This window comes from Herbiconiux sp., from assembly GCF_004297105.1.
In the GTDB taxonomy this organism is placed as follows: domain Bacteria; phylum Actinomycetota; class Actinomycetes; order Actinomycetales; family Microbacteriaceae; genus Herbiconiux.
Genome location: NZ_SCVE01000016.1, coordinates 128,705 through 147,295 on the forward strand (window position 1 = coordinate 128,705; position 18,591 = coordinate 147,295).

The 18,591-nt window shown below is 67.7% G+C and carries 17 protein-coding genes; 12 read left to right on the plus strand and 5 right to left on the minus strand.

Features of this window, described 5'->3' with window-relative positions; genetic code table 11:
* The first annotated feature begins 1 nt into the window (after position 1).
* From EPO52_RS13205 to EPO52_RS13220, 4 genes are all read left to right on the plus strand, one after another.
* Positions 2 to 748: an AAA family ATPase gene (locus tag EPO52_RS13205; RefSeq protein WP_290807210.1), complete on the plus strand. Its 747-nt coding sequence runs from the start codon at positions 2 to 4 to the stop codon at positions 746 to 748.
* A gap of 124 nt (positions 749 to 872) precedes the next feature.
* A complete protein-coding gene (gene clpX, locus EPO52_RS13210) occupies positions 873 to 2,150 on the plus strand; it encodes an ATP-dependent Clp protease ATP-binding subunit ClpX (RefSeq protein WP_290807213.1) in 1,278 nt (425 codons plus the stop codon).
* Between the two features lie 51 nt (positions 2,151 to 2,201).
* A complete protein-coding gene (locus EPO52_RS13215; RefSeq protein WP_290807215.1) occupies positions 2,202 to 3,395 on the plus strand; it encodes a benzoate/H(+) symporter BenE family transporter in 1,194 nt (397 codons plus the stop codon).
* Positions 3,396 to 3,426: 31 nt separating this feature from the next.
* Positions 3,427 to 4,404 carry an aldo/keto reductase gene (locus tag EPO52_RS13220; RefSeq protein ID WP_290807217.1) on the plus strand — a complete coding sequence of 326 codons (978 nt, stop codon included), beginning with the start codon at positions 3,427 to 3,429 and terminating at the stop codon, positions 4,402 to 4,404.
* 4 nt (positions 4,405 to 4,408) lie between these two features.
* Here the strand turns inward: EPO52_RS13220 and EPO52_RS13225 are convergent, their stop codons facing one another.
* From EPO52_RS13225 to EPO52_RS13240, 4 genes are all read right to left on the minus strand, one after another.
* The gene (locus EPO52_RS13225; RefSeq protein ID WP_290807219.1) at positions 4,409 to 4,654 is read right to left on the minus strand and encodes a hypothetical protein; all 246 of its coding nucleotides are present in this window, start codon (positions 4,652 to 4,654) and stop codon (positions 4,409 to 4,411) included.
* Complete coding sequence (locus EPO52_RS13230) at positions 4,654 to 5,097, minus strand: GNAT family N-acetyltransferase (protein ID WP_290807221.1); 444 nt, start codon at positions 5,095 to 5,097, stop codon at positions 4,654 to 4,656. Before EPO52_RS13230 ends, EPO52_RS13225 begins: the two co-directional genes overlap by 1 nt.
* A gap of 14 nt (positions 5,098 to 5,111) precedes the next feature.
* Positions 5,112 to 7,730 carry a valine--tRNA ligase gene (gene valS / locus EPO52_RS13235; protein WP_290807223.1) on the minus strand — a complete coding sequence of 873 codons (2,619 nt, stop codon included), beginning with the start codon at positions 7,728 to 7,730 and terminating at the stop codon, positions 5,112 to 5,114.
* Between the two features lie 462 nt (positions 7,731 to 8,192).
* Positions 8,193 to 10,028, minus strand: a complete 1,836-nt coding sequence (locus tag EPO52_RS13240; protein ID WP_290807225.1) for a phosphoenolpyruvate carboxykinase (GTP) — start codon at positions 10,026 to 10,028, stop codon at positions 8,193 to 8,195.
* A 115-nt stretch (positions 10,029 to 10,143) separates the two neighbouring features.
* Between EPO52_RS13240 and EPO52_RS13245 the strand changes: the two genes are divergently transcribed.
* Positions 10,144 to 11,586: a helix-turn-helix transcriptional regulator gene (locus EPO52_RS13245; RefSeq protein WP_290807227.1), complete on the plus strand. Its 1,443-nt coding sequence runs from the start codon at positions 10,144 to 10,146 to the stop codon at positions 11,584 to 11,586.
* A gap of 1 nt (position 11,587) precedes the next feature.
* Here EPO52_RS13245 and EPO52_RS13250 read toward each other — a convergent pair whose 3' ends face one another.
* Entirely contained in the window at positions 11,588 to 12,628 is a 1,041-nt protein-coding gene (locus EPO52_RS13250; protein ID WP_290807229.1) for a phosphatase domain-containing protein, read from the minus strand.
* 123 nt (positions 12,629 to 12,751) lie between these two features.
* Here EPO52_RS13250 and EPO52_RS13255 point away from each other — a divergent pair, with 123 nt between their 5' ends.
* The 7 genes from EPO52_RS13255 to EPO52_RS13285 all read left to right on the plus strand — a co-directional run.
* A complete protein-coding gene (locus EPO52_RS13255) occupies positions 12,752 to 13,384 on the plus strand; it encodes a TetR/AcrR family transcriptional regulator (protein ID WP_290807231.1) in 633 nt (210 codons plus the stop codon).
* 169 nt (positions 13,385 to 13,553) lie between these two features.
* Entirely contained in the window at positions 13,554 to 14,366 is an 813-nt protein-coding gene (locus EPO52_RS13260; RefSeq protein WP_290807233.1) for an ATP-binding cassette domain-containing protein, read from the plus strand.
* A complete protein-coding gene (locus tag EPO52_RS13265; protein WP_290807235.1) occupies positions 14,363 to 15,064 on the plus strand; it encodes an ABC transporter permease in 702 nt (233 codons plus the stop codon). Before EPO52_RS13260 ends, EPO52_RS13265 begins: the two co-directional genes overlap by 4 nt.
* The gene (locus EPO52_RS13270) at positions 15,061 to 15,798 is read left to right on the plus strand and encodes an ABC transporter permease (RefSeq protein WP_290807237.1); all 738 of its coding nucleotides are present in this window, start codon (positions 15,061 to 15,063) and stop codon (positions 15,796 to 15,798) included. The genes EPO52_RS13265 and EPO52_RS13270 overlap by 4 nt, the downstream gene beginning before the upstream one ends.
* Positions 15,799 to 15,802: 4 nt before the next feature.
* Positions 15,803 to 16,738 (plus strand): ABC transporter substrate-binding protein, encoded by a 936-nt coding sequence (locus EPO52_RS13275; protein ID WP_290807239.1) that lies wholly within the window; start codon positions 15,803 to 15,805, stop codon positions 16,736 to 16,738.
* Positions 16,739 to 16,960: 222 nt separating this feature from the next.
* A complete protein-coding gene (locus EPO52_RS13280; RefSeq protein ID WP_290807241.1) occupies positions 16,961 to 18,376 on the plus strand; it encodes a cytochrome ubiquinol oxidase subunit I in 1,416 nt (471 codons plus the stop codon).
* Positions 18,377 to 18,385: 9 nt separating this feature from the next.
* The coding region (locus EPO52_RS13285; protein WP_290807243.1) for a cytochrome d ubiquinol oxidase subunit II at positions 18,386 to 18,591 on the plus strand (206 nt) is incomplete at its 3' end.

The following is an 18,591-nucleotide window of genomic DNA, read 5'->3' on the forward strand; positions in this document are numbered from 1 at the left end:
CATGCACCACGCCGGTTCGTCTGACGACTGGCTGACCGACAGCCGGGCCATCCGCGGAGTCTCGTTCTTCGCGGATGCCCCGGCTGTTCCGCATTCCTGGCCCATGACGGTGCCGGCGATCGCGCAGTTGGCGGAGGGGCTCGAGTTCGAGCCGGGTGTCACCTTCCTCGTGGGGGAGAACGGCAGTGGCAAGTCGACGCTGCTCGAGGGCATCGCGATGGCGTTCGGCTTCCCGGCCGAGGGCGGCAGCCGCAACGGCGGCGCGTCGACGCGCGCGAGCGAGTCCCCGCTCGGCGACTGGCTGAAGATCGACCGAGGGTTGGTGGCCCCGCGCTGGGGCTTCTTCCTCCGCGCCGAGACCATGCACGGCTACTACAGCTATCTCGAGGCTCTGCCCGATTCGCCCGACCGCGACCTGCACGAGATGAGCCACGGCGAATCGTTCCTCGCCCTGCTCGACCGCAAGATCGACTCGCCCGGCTTCTTCTGCCTCGACGAGCCGGAGGCCGCGCTCTCGTTCGGCTCGACGCTGCGCTTCATCGCCCAGCTCGACACCCTGGCGAAGGCCGGCGCGCAGATCGTGTGCGCCACGCACTCGCCGGTGCTCGCGTCGCTGCCCGGTGCCACCATCCTCGAACTGGGGGAGTGGGGCATCCGCCGTTCGGAGTGGGACGACCTCGAACTCGTGCAGCACTGGCGCAGCTTCCTCGACTCCCCGCCCCGCTACCTGCGGCACCTGCTCGCCTGACCGCGAGCCCGGATGCCGCCGCGTCACGCGTCTGCACACCCATCGGCGAGATTCCTGCGTGGTGTCGATGTGTGTCGGGCGTTCGGGTTAGGCTCGACAGAACACATCGAAGAGGAGACTGGGGATGGCACGCATAGGAGAGAGCGCCGACCTACTCAAGTGCTCGTTCTGCGGAAAGAGCCAGAAGCAGGTTCAGCAGCTCATCGCCGGTCCCGGTGTGTACATCTGCGACGAGTGCGTCGAGCTGTGCAACGAGATCATCGAAGAACGTCTGTCCGAGGCCAGCGAAGAGGCGGCCGGCGAATTCGAACTGCCGAAGCCGAAAGAGATCTACAACTTCCTCGAGGAGTACGTCATCGGTCAGGATGCCGCGAAGCGCGCCCTCTCCGTCGCCGTGTACAACCACTACAAGCGCACCCGCGCCCGCACCGCCATCGTCTCGGCTGAGGCGCAGGCCTCCGAGGTCGAGATCGCCAAGAGCAACATCCTGCTCATCGGGCCCACCGGATGCGGCAAGACCTACCTCGCTCAGACGCTGGCCAAACGCCTCAACGTGCCGTTCGCGGTCGCCGATGCCACGGCCCTCACCGAGGCGGGTTACGTCGGTGAAGACGTCGAGAACATCCTGCTGAAGCTCATCCAGGCCGCCGACTACGACGTCAAGAGGGCCGAGACCGGCATCATCTACATCGACGAGGTCGACAAGATCGCCCGCAAGGCCGAGAACCCGTCGATCACCCGCGATGTCTCCGGCGAGGGCGTGCAGCAGGCGCTGCTGAAGATCCTCGAGGGCACGGTCGCCAGCGTTCCGCCGCAGGGTGGGCGCAAGCATCCGCATCAGGAGTTCATCCAGATCGACACCACGAACGTGCTGTTCATCGTGGCGGGCGCGTTCGCCGGGCTCGAAGAGATCATCTCGCAGCGCGCCGGCCGTCGCGGCATCGGCTTCAACTCCCCGCTCTACAGCAAGAAGGCCGAGGCGAACCTCTTCGGCGAGGTGCTCCCCGAAGACCTGCACAAGTTCGGTCTCATCCCCGAGTTCATCGGCCGGCTCCCCGTGGTCACCACGGTCACGCCGCTCGACCAGGCCGCGCTCATGCAGATCCTCACCGTGCCGCGCAACGCGCTCGTGCGGCAGTACCAGCGCATGTTCGAGCTCGACGGGGTCGAGCTCGACTTCGAGACCGACGCCCTCGAAGCCATCGCCGACCTGGCCGTGCTGCGGCAGACGGGTGCTCGCGGTCTGCGCGCCATCATGGAGGAGGTGCTCGGGCCCATCATGTTCGAGGTTCCCTCCACCGACGAGGTGGCCCGGGTCATCGTCACCCGCGAAGCCGTGCTCGAGAACGCCGCGCCCACCATTGTGGCGCGCAAGCCGCGCCGCGAAGAGAAGTCCGCCTAGCCCGTCACGGCGGCACCACGGCCCCGCCGCCGAGGTGCTCGTGCACGTGAAGTGATCTCCGGGGGAGACACGCTCATCATCCAGCCCATCTCCGCCGGCATCGTCTCGGCCATCACCGGGTTCGCGAGCTCGTTCGTTCTCGTCGTCGCCGGTCTTCAAGCCGTCGGCGCCACCGAGCGCCAGGCGGCCAGCGGGCTCCTCGCCGTCTGCATCATCAGTGGCCTCTGCTGCATCGTGCTCGCCCTGACGTTCCGCCTGCCGATCTCGTTCGCGTGGTCGACTCCCGGCGCCGCTCTGCTGGTGGCCGCGGCGGCGACGACGGATGATTTCGCGGCGGCCACCGGCGCGTTCCTCGTGTGCGGTGCCCTCATCCTGCTCTGCGGGCTCTGGCCGGCTCTCGGCCGGGCGATCACGAGCATCCCGAGACCCCTGGCGAGCGCGATGCTCGCGGGCATCCTGTTCCCGATCTGTGTGGCACCCATCACCGCGGCCGTCGAGATCCCCTGGCTCGCCCTGCCCGTGATCGTCGCGTGGCTGATCTGTTTCCGCTTCGCGCCGCGCTGGGCGGTGCCGGTCGCCATGGTGGTGGCCGCGGTGGGTATCGGGATCACGGCGGGCACCGACTGGCTGTCGCGGGTCTCGCTGGTTCCGCAGGTGGAGTTCGTGGTACCGCACTTCGATCCGCTGGTGATCGTGAGCCTGGGCCTGCCCCTGTTCATCGTCACCATGGCGGGCCAGAACGTGCCCGGCTTCGCCGTCATGTCGACGCTCGGCTACACCGTTCCGGCACGGCCGCCGCTCGTGGCCTCGGGCGTCGGAACGATGGTCGCCTCGTTCTTCGGGGGCCACGCGGTGAACCTCTCGGCCATCACGGCCGCGATCATGGCCGGCCCCGACTCGCATCCCGACCGCTCCAAGCGCTGGATCGCCACCGTCACGAACGGCATCGGCTTCATCGTGTTCGGCCTCGCCGCCGGGTTCGCCACGGCGCTGATCTCCGCAGCGCCGCCGATCCTCATCACGGCCGTCGCCGGGCTCGCGCTGCTCGGCTCCCTCGTCACGGCGGTGGCGGCCGCGATCGAGGTGCCGGCCCACCGCATCCCTGCCATCGCCACCTTCCTGGTGACCGCATCCGGAATCGTGGTGGTGAGCATCGGATCGGCGTTCTGGGGATTGCTCGTCGGCGGTGTGGTCATGGCGTGGAGCGCCTTCCCCCGGCGTCGCGATCGGCGGGCCGTAGGCTGAGGGGCGAGAGTCGAGGGCAGAGGGGTTCGTCATGCAGCACGTGCGGTTAGGTGATTCCGGGCTGAAGGTCTCGCAGATCGTGCTGGGGTGCATGAGCTACGGAGAATCGTCGCGGGGCACCCATCCGTGGACCCTCTCCGAGGCCGAGTCGCGCCCGTTCTTCATCTCGGCCTTCGAGGCGGGTATCACCACGTTCGACACGGCCGACATGTACTCCGACGGCACCAGTGAGGAGTTCACCGGGCGGATGCTGGGCGAGCTCGCTCCACGCGACCAGGTGGAGATCGCCACGAAGGTGTACTGGCCGACGGGCTCGGGGCCGAACGATCGCGGGCTGTCGCGCAAGCACATTATGGCGGCCATCGAGGCAAGCCTGAGGCGGCTCGGCACCGACTACGTCGATCTCTACCAGATCCACCGGTGGGACGACGAGACGCCGATCGAGGAGACGATGGAGGCTCTGCACGACGTGGTGAAGGCCGGCAAGGCGCGCTACATCGGTGCCTCGTCGATGTGGGCGTGGCAGTTCGCGAAGGCGCAGCACGTCGCCGCCTCGAACGGCTGGACCCGGTTCGTGAGCATGCAGGACCAGTACAACCTGCTGCAGCGCGAGGAGGAGCGGGAGATGCATCCGCTCGTCGCCGACCAGGGCGTGGGGGTGCTCCCGTGGAGCCCGCTGGCGCGCGGCCGGCTGACCCGGCCCTGGGGCGAGGAGACGGCGCGCACGTCGACCGATGAGGTCACGAAGTCGATGTACGGTCAGGCCGAGGCCGCCGACCGGGCGATCGTGGACGCGGTCGGACGCGTCGCCGAGGCCCGCGGCGTCAGTCGTGCGCAGGTCGCCCTCGCCTGGGTGCGCCAGCAGCCGGTTGTGACAGCCCCCATCGTGGGCGCGACGAAACCGCATCACCTCGACGACGCGGTGGCCTCGCTGTCGCTCGACCTCGCGCCCGATGAACTCGCAGCCCTCGAAGCGCCCTACACCCCGCGCAATCCCGAAGGATTCTGACCGGTCAGGAGCCCGGAGTCACCACGGCGGAGTCGTCGTCGGCGTCGTACTCGATCACCGTCTCGTCGTCGAGTTCGACGACCGGCTTGCCCTCGAGCCAGGTGAGGGTCCAGCTCCACTCGCCGGCCGCGGCCACGCCCTGCTCGGCGAGTTCGCCTTCGACCTCGTACACGGCGTCGATCACGGCCTGGGGGAGGCGCGACGGCGGTTCGTCGCCCACCAGCCAGCGGGTTCCGAGTTGGATCATCATCACAGCGCCTTGTCGTAGGTGACCCAGTGGGTCTTCTCGGCCACGGTCTTGTAGAGCGAGCGCGCCGTCTCGTTGTCTTTCGCCGTGATCCAGCGCACCACGCTCGCGCCACGCTGACGGCCGATGGCCGCCACGGCCTCGATCAACGCGGTCGCGATGCCCTGTCCCCGGCGCTCCGGCACGACGAAGAGATCGTCGATGTAGAGGCCGCGGCTGCCCGCGAGCGGGCGGGCGAACGCGCGGAAGTGTGCAAGCCCGACGACGTCGTCACCATCGACCGCCACGAGGCACTCCACCTCGTTGGCGTCGTCGATGATCCAGCTCCACACGAGCACGGCCTTCTCATCGTTCAGCGGGGTCTCGTAGAACTCCGCGTATCCGGTGTAGACGGCGTGCCACGGGAAGAACTCCCCGTGCGCTACTGGTCGGACCTCGATCGGCATCGTCGCCTCCTGGCTCATACGGTGCCCTCCGTCTTCTCTTCGGGCGCTAGAACTATATCGCTCACCAGCAGTTCTTCTGCGGAGGCGAAGCCGAGCTCGGCGATCCGGCCCACGGCGCGCAGGTCGGCGGCAGCGAGCTCGATCAGTGCGATCTCGGCCTCCGGGCCGGCGATCGTGGCCGAGGCGACCGGGGTCTTCTGAGATGCCTTGGCGTCGGTCTTCGCGCGACGGATGCCCACGAGGGCTTTCGAGGCGAGCGGCAGCAGCCCGGCGTGCTGGGGGAGCGTCGCCGTGACGCCCGAGGGCAGCGCGGCGGAGACGGATGAGGGCCACGGGGCGGTGTGCACGGATCCCTCATGCGTCCACGACCACACCTCTTCGGTGGCGAACGGCAGGTAGGGGGCGAACAGCCGCAGCAGCACGTCGATCGCGGTCTGCAGCGCCAGCACGGCGGAAGCCTTACCCGCGGGCTCGGACTCCTCGCGGTAGGCGCGCTCCTTGACGAGTTCGAGGTAGTCGTCGCAGAACGTCCAGAAGAACGTCTCGGTCACCTCGAGGGCGCGGGCGTGGTCGTAGTTCGCCAGGGCGGCCGTGGCCGTGCGCACGACCTCGTCGAGCTCGCTCAGCATGCTGAGGTCGATCGGCTCGCTGACCGCCGTGTGACCGGTCGGCAGCTCGAAGCCGTAGACGAACTTGGCCGCATTGAGGATCTTGATGGCGAGACGGCGCCCGATCTTGATCTGCGTGGGGTTCTTCTCGTCGAAGGCCGCATCCGTGCCGAGGCGCGAGGAGGCGGCCCAGTAGCGCACCGCATCGGAGCCGTGGGCGGCCAGGATGTCGGCGGGCGTCACCACATTGCCCTTCGACTTCGACATCTTCTTGCGGTCGGGGTCGACGATGAAGCCCGAGAGCGCGGCGTGCGCCCAGGGCTTCTCGTTCGTCTCGAGCGTGGAGCGCAGCATCGTGGAGAACAGCCAGGTGCGGATGATGTCCTGCCCCTGGGGCCGCAGGTCGAACGGGAACACGCTCGCATAGAGCTCGGGGTCGCGCTCCCAGCCGCCCGCGAGCTGCGGGGTGAGCGAGGAGGTGGCCCAGGTGTCCATCACGTCGACCTCGCCCTGGAAGCCGCCGGGCACCCCGCGCTGGTCTTCGGTGTAGCCGGGGGCGGCATCCGACGACGGATCGACGGGCAGGAGGTCGCGGGTGGCCACGATCGGGCTGTCGAAGACCGGGTTGCCGTCGCCGTCGAGCGGGTACCAGACGGGGAGAGGCACGCCGAAGAAGCGCTGGCGCGAGATGAGCCAGTCGCCCGTGAGGCCGCCCACCCAGTTCTCGTAACGCACCTTCATGAACTCCGGGTGCCAGTCGAGCTCGGATCCGAGCTCGAGCAGGCGAGCCCGCAGCTGCTCGTCGCGCGCACCGTTGCGGATGTACCACTGGCGTGTCGACACGATCTCGAGCGGACGGTCGCCCTTCTCGAAGAACTTCACCGGGTGCACGATCGGCTTCGGGTCGCCGATGAGCTCGCCCGTCTCGCGGAGCAGTTCGACGATGGCCTGCTTGGCCGAGAACACCGTCTTGCCGGCGAGCTGCGCATACGCGGCACGGCCGGCTTCCGACTCGATGGCCGCGGGGGCTTCGCTCACGATTCGCCCGTCGAAGCCGATGATGGCGCGGTTCGGCAGGTCGAGGTCACGCCACCAGATCACGTCGGTGAGGTCACCGAACGTGCAGATCATGGCGATGCCCGAGCCCTTGTCGGCCTGGGCCAGGTGGTGGGCCACGACGGGCACCTCCACGCCGAACACGGGGGTGGTGACCGTGGTGCCGAAGAGCGGCTTGTAGCGCTCGTCATCCGGATGCGCCACCAGCGCCACGCACGCCGCCAGCAGCTCGGGGCGGGTGGTCTCGATGAACACCGGCGAGCCATCGGGCTTGTGGAACTCGAGGCGGTGGTAGGCGCCGGGCTGCTCTTTGTCTTCGAGCTCGGCCTGGGCCACGGCGGTGCGGAAGGTCACGTCCCAGAGCGTGGGAGCCATGGCCTGGTAGGCCTCGCCGCGCTCGATGTTGCGCAGGAACGCGAGCTGCGAGGCGGCCTGTGACTCGCGCGAGATGGTGCGGTAGGTCTGGGTCCAGTCGACGGAGAGGCCGAGATCGCGCCAGAGCGTCTCGAACTGCTTCTCGTCTTCGACGGTGAGGATCTCGCAGAGCTCGATGAAGTTGCGGCGCGAGATGGGGATCTGGTCGGCCGCCTTCGACGACTTGTTGTCGCCGCCCTCGAAGGGCGGGGTGAAGTCGGGGTCGTAGGGCAGCGACGGGTCGCAGCGCACACCGTAGTAGTTCTGCACGCGGCGCTCGGTGGGGAGACCGTTGTCATCCCAGCCGATGGGGTAGAACACGCGCTTGCCGGCCATGCGCTGGTAGCGGGCGATCACATCCGTGTGCGTGTACGAGAACACGTGGCCGATGTGCAGCGAACCGGATGCGGTGGGCGGCGGGGTGTCGATCGAGTAGACCGTGTCGCGCGTGGCGCCCTCACGGTCGAACAGGTAGGTGCCCTGCTCGGTCCAGGTGGTGTCCCACTTCGACTCGAGCCCTTCGAGGGCGGGCTTGTCGGGCACGTTGGCAGACATAGGGGAACCTCCTGGCGATATAGACGGCACCGTGTCAGGTGGAGAGGTGCCTGAGTATTGAGAGTTAGTTTACTGCTGGTGGTTCGATGCCGCTGCGCGGCGTCGAACCACCAGGCGCCGCCGGTCCCCGCCCGGCGGCGCGCGTGCAGCCTTGCCAAGACGAGTACGGCCCCCGGTTGTCGGTCACGTGACCGGGTAACTACGTGAATGAAGCAGACCGGGGCCGTATAGGGGGTCGGTCTGCCGCGTTTGCGTAGTTACACGGTGGGGACGCGTCGGTTTCACTGCCACAAAGGGGCCGCGCGCAGGAATGCTGCGGGCCGTTTTCAACGACCCAGGGTGAGCGCGCCGCCGCGGCAGCGACGGCACGCGAACATGTCGCGTCGCGCCGGGCAGGGACCGGCGCGACCCGCAGACGGCTGCGCCGCGAAGCGGCACAGCCGCCTGCGGCAGCAAGCACAGCTACCGGATGTTCGCCCTCAACGTCACGAGCTCGCGGTGCAGCTGCTCCGGGATGCGGTCGCCGCCGAGCTCGTCGAAGTAGCGGGCGATCTCGTCGACCTCGCGGGCCCAGGCCGGGCGGTCGACCGAGAGGATCGACTGCAGGTCCTCGTAGCCGATGTCGAGGCCCTCCACGTTGAAGTCGCGCACTCGCGGCAGCTTGCCGACGGGGGTGTCGACGGCCTCGACGGTGCCCTCGATGCGGCGCACGATCCACTCGATCACACGGGAGTTCTCAGAGAACCCGGGCCAGAGGAACCGGCCGTCGGCGTCTTTGCGGAACCAGTTCACGCTGAACACGGGAGGAGCATCCGCCCCGAGCTGCTCGCCGATCTCGAGCCAGTGCGCGAAGTAGTCGGTGATGCTGTACCCGCAGAACGGCAGCATCGCGAAGGGGTCGTGGCGGAGGCGCCCGACGGCGCCCTCGGCCGCAGCCGTGGTCTCGGACGCCATGGTGGCGCCCATGAACACGCCGTGCGACCAGTCGCGCGCCTGCGACACGAGGGGCACGGTCGAGGGGCGGCGGCCGCCGAAGAGGATCGCGTCGATCACGACGCCTTCGGGCGAATCCCACGCGTCGGCGATCGACGGGCACTGGTCGGCGGTCACCGTGAACCGGGAGTTCGGATGCGCGGCCGGAGTCGCCGAGGCGGGGGTCCAGTCGTTGCCCTGCCAGTCGGTGAGGTGCGCCGGCGCGTTGGGGGTGAGACCCTCCCACCACACGTCTCCGTCGTCGCGGAGTGCGACGTTCGTGAAGATCGTGTTGCCCCACACGGTGTCGACCGCGGTGGGATTCGTGGTGATGCCGGTGCCGGGGGCCACCCCGAAGAAGCCGCGCTCGGGATTGATGGCGCGCAGTCTGCCGTCGGCACCGGGACGCATCCAGGCGATGTCGTCGCCGATGGTCTCGACCTTCCAGCCGGGGATCGACGGGTTGAGCATGGCGAGGTTCGTCTTGCCGCACGCCGAGGGGAACGCGGCGGCGACGTGGTACACCTCGCCTTCGGGCGAGGTGATCTTGATGATGAGCATGTGCTCGGCGAGCCATCCCTCGTCGCGCGCCATCACCGAGGCGATGCGCAGGGCGAAGCACTTCTTGCCGAGCAGCGCGTTTCCGCCGTAGCCCGAACCGAACGACCAGATCTCGCGGGTCTCGGGGAAGTGACTGATGTACTTCGTGGGGTTGTGCGGCCAGGCCACATCATCGGTGCGGTTGCCGTCGGCGTCGACGAGGGGAGCGCCGACCGAGTGGATGGCGGGCACCCATGCGGTGTCGGGCTCGATCAGGTCGAGGGCGGCGGTGCCGATGCGGGTCATCAGCTGCATGCTGACGACCACGTAGGGGGAGTCGGTGACCTGCACGCCGAGCTGCGAGATGGGGCCGCCCAGGGGGCCCATCGAGAAGGGCACCACGTACATGGTGCGGCCGCGCATGCTGCCGGCGAAGAGCGTGTCGAGTTCTTCGCGCATGGCGAAGGGGTTGCGCCAGTTGTTGGTGGGGCCCGCATCCGCTTCGCGTTCGGAGCAGATGAAGGTGCGGTCTTCGACGCGCGCCACGTCGGCCGGGTCGCTGCGGGCGAGGAAGCTGTTGGGGCGCCACTCGGGGTTCAGGCGGATGAGGGTGCCCTGCTGCACCATCATCTTCGTGAGCTCGTCCCACTCGCGGGTGGAGCCGTCGCACCACACGATGCTGTCGGGCTTGGTGAGCCGCGCGATGTCGCGCACCCAGTCGTTCACCTCGGAGTTCTTCGAGGGTCCGTCGACATCGACCATGGTGCTCGTTTCGAGGATGCTCATCGTAGAGGTCCCTTTTCTCGTCGTTTGAGGGGTGATTCTTCAACTATGTGGAGGATTTGACGCGAAATCGGCATAATGGCCCGTAAAGATCGGCGAATCTTTACAGGAGGCAAAATTGGCAGAGAGCAGCGACCTCATCACACTGGGGCGACGCATCCGGCACCACCGGAAGGAGAAGGGGCTCACCCTCGACCAGCTCGGGGCCGTGGTGGGTGTCGTGGGCAGCCAGCTCTCCCTCATCGAGAACGGCCGGCGCGAGCCGAAGCTCTCGCTGCTGCAGTCGCTGTCGGCCGCGCTCGGCGTGACGGTGCCCGACCTCTTGAGCGAAGAGGCTCCGGATGCGCGCACCGCACTCGAGATCGAACTCGCCAAGGCGCAGCAGGGGCCGCTCTACGCCTCGCTCGGTCTTCCCTCGGTGCCCGCCAGCCGCAGCCTGCCCCTCGAGACCCTCGAGTCGCTCGTGGGGTTGCACCGCGAGCTGCGTCGCCGTGCCACCGAGTCGATCGCCACCCCTGAGGAGGCGCGGCGCGCGAACACCGAGAATCGGGGGGCGATGCGCGAGAAGGGCAACCACCTGCCCGATCTGGAGAAGCTCGCCGAGGAGACCCTCGCCACGGTCGGTCACACCTCGGGTGCCCTGACGCATCGCAGCGTGTCGCTGCTGGCCGAGAACCTCGGCTTCACCCTCATCTACGTCGACAACCTCCCCCACTCGGCGCGTTCGGTCACCGACCTCGAGAACGGGCGCATCTACCTGCCGCCCGCCTCGATCCCGGGCGGTCACGGCTTGCGCTCGATGGCGCTGCAGGCGATGGCCCACCGGCTCCTCGGCCACACCCCGCCGAAGAGCTACGCGGAGTTCCTCCAGCAGCGGCTCGAGATCAACTACTTCGCGGCGGCGTGCCTGATGCCGCAGACGGCCTCCGTCACCTTCCTCCAGGCGGCGAAGCACCGCAAGGATCTCTCGGTCGAGGATTTCCGCGACGCCTTCGGGGTCACCCACGAGGCCGCCGCGCTCCGCATGACCAATCTGGCCACCTCACATCTCGACATGGATGTGCACTTCCTGCGCGTGGGGGAGGACGGTGCCATCTACAAGGCCTACGAGAACGACGGCCTGCCGCTTCCGGTCGACGTCACCGGGGCCGTGGAAGGTCAGCTGGTGTGCCGCAAGTGGGCGGCGCGCGGGGCGCTCGGCCGCACGAATCGCACCACCGAGTTCTACCAGTACACCGACACCCCGGCGGGCACCTTCTGGTGCGCGACGCAGACCGGCAAGACGGAGGCGGGCGAGTTCTCGATTTCGTTCGGCGTGCCGTTCTCCGATGCCAAGTGGTTCCGCGGGCGCGACACCCAGATGCGGCAGCGCTCCACTTGCCCCGACGAGTCCTGCTGCCGCAAGCCCGCCTCGGAGCTCGCGGCCCGCTGGTCGGACAGCGCGTGGCCGAGCGCCAAGCTGCACGCCCACATCCTCAGTCCTCTCCCCTCCGGCAAGTTCCCGGGGGTCGACGAGAACGAGGTCTACCAGTTCCTCGAAGCCCACGCGAGCGGCGAGTGAGTCAGTTCATCTCGTTCAACTGCTCGTACAGCCCCGCCCCATCCGGCGCGTAGATCCACGGCACCGCGCCTTCTGCGGCGGGCTGGTCGAGCTTCGACCGGCCACCGGCCAGCACCGCCTCGCTCGTCGAGAGCTGGCGGATGGCGATGGCGCGGACGTGGCCCGGGGTGTCGAGCGCGAACTCGCCGTAGATCTCCTCGTCGTGCTGCCCGTCGTCGCCGATGAGCACCCAGCGGATGCCGGGGAACTCCTCCGCCAGGCGCCGCAGGTTCTTCTCCTTGTGCTCACGACCGTTGCGGAAGAAGCGGTCGTGCGTGGGCCCCCAGTCGGTGAGCAGCAGCGGCCCGCGCGGGTACAGGTTGCGGGAGAGGAACCGGGTGAGCGTGGGTGCCACGTTCCAGGCGCCGGTCGAGAGGTAGATGACAGGAGCGCCCGGATGGTTCTCCGTGAGCCGCTCGAGGAACACCGCCATGCCCGGGGTGGGCGTGCGCGCGTGCACGTCGAGGACGAAGGTGTTCCAGAAGGCGAGGAAGGGCCGGGGGAGCGCGGTGACCATCACGGTGTCGTCGATGTCGCAGACCACACCGAATTCGGTGTCGGGCGGCACGATGTACACCGGCGCCTCGACCGATTCGGAGCCGGGCGTCTCCATCGTGATGGTGTGCCAGCCGGGCTCCAGCTCGACGTCGACCGAGACATCCACGACCCCGCCGCGGTCGGCCTTGACGGTGCGCACGATGCCCTCGACCTCGATCGTGACATCCACATCGCCCACCGGTGCGCTCGTGAAGCTGCGCCAGCCGCGCACGCGCTCCTCGCGTCTCTGCAGGGTGCGTGCGGCGCGCGATCCCGGTTTGGGCTGCTTGGTCAGCAGCACCCGCCCCAGTACCCGGATGCGGGTCGTCGACCCGTAGCCGGCGTAGGGGATGACCGTCGGGAGATGTCCGCGACGCCGTGCCCACTTCTCCCGGAAGTCGTGGATCACGTCGTCGATACGAGCGGCTCGGTGCAGGCGGGGTGCCGCGGCAGAATCTGTTGGCACGTCCCCAGTCTGTCATGCCTTGCGGCGTGGCGGAGGGTCTCGGATGCGACGCCAAGTGTTGAGGGAACTACACTTGGGGTCGGGAATCGGGAAGGAATGGGCGGATTGTCATATAGCGATCTTGTGAGCGCGGCCCTCACGACGACAGGCCAGGTTCGGAACGAGCCCGTGCAGGCCCGCAGCAGCGAGCGAATCGGCGCCCTGCTGGATGCGGCCTCCGCGGTCGTGGCCGAGGTCGGCATCGAGCGGCTCACCACGGCCATGGTCGCGGAGCGCGCGGGCGCCTCCATCGGCACGGTGTACCGCTACTTCCCCGATCGCATCGCCGTGCTCGGCGCGATGAGCCTTCGCGGCTTCGAACGGTTCCTGCGCCTGAGCGCCGAGAAGCTCGAGGCGACGGCGCCCACCGGCATCGAGGCGGCCTTCGGCTGCCTGATCGACGCCACCGTCGAACTGCACCGCACCGAACCCGGCTTCACGTCGATCCGCCTGAGCGACCAGATCGCCCTCCCCGAGGTCGACGGCGGCACCGCCGCGGCCGCACGGGTCTCCGGTCCGCTGGCCGCCATCTTCGTCGACGAACTCGGAGTGACCGACGACGGGTCGCTCGCCGACACACTCGATGTGGCCCTCACTATCGCCGACGCTCTCATCGTGCGCGCCTTCATCGCCGACCCGAAGGGCGACGCGGCGGCGATCGCCGCCTGCCGCCAGGTGGTCTCGGGATACCTCGCGGGAGCATCCGTCTCCGCCTGAGTCGGCTCGGGGCATCCGCGGCACGGAGTGTCGGGGCAATCCGGCGACCCCGCCGGCTCCGGATGAATTGTGACGATCTCTGACCAGGGGCTTTGCGTTTACCCCGAACGATGTTTGGGTTGTTCAGCAGGACCGCACCCGGGTGGTCCGTCGACGATTGGGCCCCGCGATGATCGAGTTCCGCTCGGTGACGAAGCAGTTCCCGGATGGGACGGTCGCGGTCGACAGCTTCGACCTCGTGATCCCGCCGCGCAAGACCACGGTCCTGGTGGGATCCTCCGGATGCGGCAAGACCACCTTGCTCCGCATGATCAACCGGATGATCGACCCCACGTCGGGCAGCATCCTGATCGACGGAGAGGACACCTCGGGGCTCGCCCCCGTGAAGCTGCGTCGCCGTATCGGCTACGTGATGCAGAACTCCGGGCTCCTGCCGCACCGCAAGGTGATCGACAACGTGGCAACCGTGCCGATCCTCAACGGCGTGCCCAAGAAGGACGCCCGGGCACGTGCCCTCGAGCTGCTCGACACCGTCGGTCTCGACCGGTCGCTCGCCTCGAAGTACCCGCGCCAGCTCTCGGGCGGCCAGCAGCAACGCGTCGGCGTGGCGCGCGGTCTCGCGGCCGACCCCAACATCCTGCTGATGGACGAGCCGTTCGGCGCCGTCGACCCGATCGTGCGGGCCGAGCTGCAGCAGGAGACCATCCGCCTCCAGGAGGGCCTCGGCAAGACCGTGGTGTTCGTCACCCATGACATCGACGAGGCCTTCCTGCTCGGGCACCAGGTGGTCATCCTGCAGAAGGGCGGTCACATCGCCCAGGTGGGCTCGCCCGCCGAGATCCTCGCGAACCCCGCGAACGACTTCGTGGCCTCCTTCGTGGGCGCCGACCGGGGCAAGCGTGTCCTGCGGATCGAGCGGGTCGACGGCCGAGACGTCGTGGTCGACGAGAACGGCACGCCGACGGGGGTTCTCCAACCGTGAAGTGGGTGGAGTCGAACCTCGGCCTCGTGTGGGATCTCACCCTCACGCACGTGGCACTCTGCATCCCGCCCATCGTGATCGGATTCCTCCTCTCGATCCCGATCGGCTGGTTCGCGAATCGGTTCCGGGTCTCGCGCGGCACGATCCTCGTGGTGCTCGGGCTGCTCTACACGATCCCCTCGCTGCCGCTGTTCATCTTCATGCCGCTCATCCTCGGCACCTCGCAGGTGTCGTCGCTGAACGTCACCGTGGCTCTCACCATCTACGCCGTGGCGCTCATGGTGCGATCGGCGTCCGACGGCTTCGGTTCGGTCGACTCCGACATCCTGCAGGCCGCCTCCGCGATGGGCTACTCCGGATGGCAGCGCTTCTGGCGCGTCGAGCTCCCGCTCTCGGGTCCCGTGCTGCTCGCCGGCCTGCGGGTGGTGTCGGCGAGCACGGTCAGCCTCGCCACCATCGGTTCGGTGATCGGCGTGACGAGCCTCGGCTACCTCTTCCTGAACGGGCTGCAACGCACCATCCCCGCCGAGGTCGCCAGCGGAATCGTGGCGGTGCTCGTGATCGCCGTGGTGTTCGACCTCGTGATCGTGCTCGCGGGCCGGCTCCTCCTGCCCTGGAATCGCGGCGACCGGTCCGCTCGAGCCACTGCCCGGGCGGCTCGCCGCCGGGCCGTGCTCGTGGCCGAGGGTGCCTCGTGAACCTGCTGGGCGAGGGAATCGCCTGGATCGTCGATCCCGCCAACTATGCCGGGCCCCAGGGCTGGATCGTGCGGATGCTCGAACAGCTCTTCTACACGTTCGGTGCCATCGCTGTGGCCGCCGTCATCGCCATCCCGCTCGGCTATCTGGTGGGCCACACCGGCCGGGGCCGCGACATCGCCGTGTCGCTCTCGGGCGGGTTCCGGGCGTTGCCGAGCTTCGGCGTCATCATCCTGCTCGCGCTCGGACTCGGGATCGGGTTCAAGGCGCCGCTGCTGACCTTCGTGATCATCGCCATCCCGCCGATCCTCGCGGGTGCCTATGCGGGATTCGAGGCGGTCGACCGCAAGACCATCGATGCGGCCCGGGCCATGGGGATGACCGAGTGGCAGGTGATGACGCGGGTGGAGGTGCCGCTCGGATTGCCGTTGCTGATCGGCGGGGTGCGTTCATCCGCTCTGCAGGTCGTGGCCACCGCGACACTGGCCGCCTATGTCTCCGGCGGGGCGCTCGGGGTGTTCATCTTCCAGGCCTTCGCCACGCGCGACTACCCGCAGGCGCTCGGCGCCTCGGTGATCGTGACGGCGCTCGCTCTGGCGCTCGAGGGAATCTTCGCGCTCATCCAGAAGTTGGTGGTTCCACGCGGCGTCGTCGCGAAAGAACCCAAAGACGTTCGTGCCCGGGCACCTCGCCCGCGTGCGACGACGGGAATCCCCGTCCAAGAAGGGAAATGATCACATGTTCACAGCAATCAAGAAAGGCCGGCTCCTCACAGGGCTAGTCGCGGTCAGCGCCGTGGTGGCGCTGGCAGGGTGTGCGTCGAGTGATCCGCTCGGCAACTCGTCCACATCCGGTTCGACCGACGCCGCCTCCGGCCCGATCGTCATCGGCTCGCAGGCGTACTACTCGAACGAGATCATCGCCGAGATCTACGCGCAGGCGCTGGAGGCGAACGGCATCGAGGTGACCCGCCAGTTCAACATCGGCCAGCGCGACGCCTACCTGCCCGCGCTCGAGAGCGGCGACGTGCAGCTCTTCCCCGAGTACACCGGCAACCTGCTGCAGTACTACGCCCCCGACACCACGGCGCGCACGAGCGACGACGTCTACGCGGCGCTCGCCGACGCTCTCCCACAGGGCCTCGAGGTGCTCGACCAGTCGCCGGCCACCGACCAGGACTCCTACAACGTCACCAAGGAGTTCTCCGACTCCAACGGCGTGACCAGCCTCGAAGATCTGGCGAAGGTCACGACCCCTCTCACACTCGGCGGCAACTCCGAGCTGCAGACCCGCCCCTATGGTCCTGAGGGACTGCTGTCGACCTACGGCGTGACCGTGGGCTTCACCCCGATCGAGGACTCGGGCGGACCGCTCACCATCGCGGCGCTCAAGGACAACACGGTGCAGCTGGTGAACATCTACTCGGCCGACCCGAATATCAAGACCTCGGGTCTCGTGACGCTGGAAGACCCGAAGGGCCTCTTCCTCGCCTCGAACGTCGTGCCGCTCATCAACTCCGATGCAGCGACTCCTGAGGTGACGGCCGTGATCAACAAGGTCAGCGCGGCGCTCACCGCCGAAGACTTGGTCGACCTCAACTCGCAGAGCGTGAACGACCAGAAGTCGGCCGACACCATCGCCGCCGGCTGGCTCGAGAAGGTCGCGCTCTTCTAGGAACGACCCCCGGTCAGGAGACCCCGTCCACTCGCGTGGGCGGGGTCTCGCTGGTTGTTCGGCGCACTCTTGCGTGTATACAACTGTGCCCACAGCGCGTTCTCGCAGGAATTCGAGGGTGCCTACATCCCTGAAATCACGCGGATCCAAGGAGTCGGATGTCGCTGTGCACGTTTTCCCATGTGGTCGTTCTGCTTGTATACAAGCGCGTAGAATCATGGCATGGTCAACGATCTCCTCGATCCACTCCTGTTGTCCCGGTGGCAGTTCGGTCTCACGACGATCTACCACTTCCTGTTCGTGCCGCTCACGATCGGCCTCGCCGTCACGGTCGCGATCTTCCAGACCGCGTGGGTGCGCACCGACAAAGCCAAGTACCTCCAGCTCACCCGCTTCTTCGGCAAGATCTTCCTGATCAACTTCGCCATGGGTGTGGTGACGGGAATCGTGCAGGAGTTCCAGTTCGGCATGAACTGGAGCGACTACTCGCGTTTCGTGGGCGATGTCTTCGGCGCCCCTCTGGCGCTCGAGGGTCTGCTCGCGTTCTTCCTCGAGGCCACGTTCATCGGTCTGTGGATCTTCGGCTGGAACCGGCTGCCCAAGAAGCTGCACCTGCTCACCATCTGGGTGGCCGCCATCGGCAGCGTGCTCTCGGCCTACTTCATCATCGCCGCGAACGCCTTCATGCAGAACCCCGTGGGCTACCAGATCAACGAGGTGAAGGGGCGGGCCGAACTCACCGACATCTGGGCGCTGCTCACCAACAAGGTGGCGCTCGCCGCCTTCCCGCACACGATCTTCGCCTGCTTCATGGTGACGGCCGGCCTCATCATCGCCGCGGCCGCCTGGCACCTCTACCGCAACCAGCACCTCGAGACCATGCGCCCGGCCCTGAAGTTCGGGCTGTGGATGATGGTGATCGCGGGCATCCTCACGGTGCTCTCGGGCGACCAGCTCGGGCTCGCCATGGTGGAGACCCAGCCCATGAAGATGGCGGCGGCCGAGGCGCTCTACACCACGTCGACAGGGGCGGATGCATCCTTCTCGATCTTCACCCTGGGCACTCCGGATGGCGTGCACGAGCTCTTCTCGATCCGCGTGCCGTATCTGCTCTCGTTCCTGTCGACGCACACCTTCGACGGCACGGTGGAGGGCATCAACGACCTTCAGGCTCAGTACACGCAGCTCTACGGCCCTGGCGACTACACACCCACCATCTGGGTCACCTACTGGGCCTTCCGGTGGATGATCGGTCTCGGCATGCTGCACGTGCTCATCGCGGTGGTGGGCCTCTGGATGACCCGCAAGGGCCGTCAGCCGCGCTGGCGCTGGATGTGGCGGGTGGCGGTCTGGGCGTTCCCGATCTCGCTCGCGGCCATGATCATGGGCTGGGTCTTCACCGAGATGGGGAGGCAGCCATGGATCGTGTTCGGCCTGCTGAAGACCTCGGACGCCGTCTCCCCAGGAGTCACCGGGCTCGACGTTCTCATCTCGCTGATCGTCTTCACCGTGTTGTACGGCTCGCTCGCGGTGGTGGAGTTCAAACTCATCAAGAAGGCGATCCAGAAGGGTCCCGATGAGCCGCCCGAGCAGGATCCCGAAACCGGGGAGCTCAAGCACGAGGCGACGGTCTACTAGGGAGACATGATGGATCTGACAATTCTGTGGTTCTGTATCGTCGGCTTCTTGTTCGTGGGGTACTTCGTGCTCGATGGGTTCGATTTCGGCGTGGGCATGTCGTTGCCCTTCCTCGGGAGAGATGACACCGACCGGCGGGTGCTGATCAACACGATCGGGCCGGTGTGGGATCTGAACGAGACCTGGGTGATCGTGGCCGGCGCGGCATTGTTCGC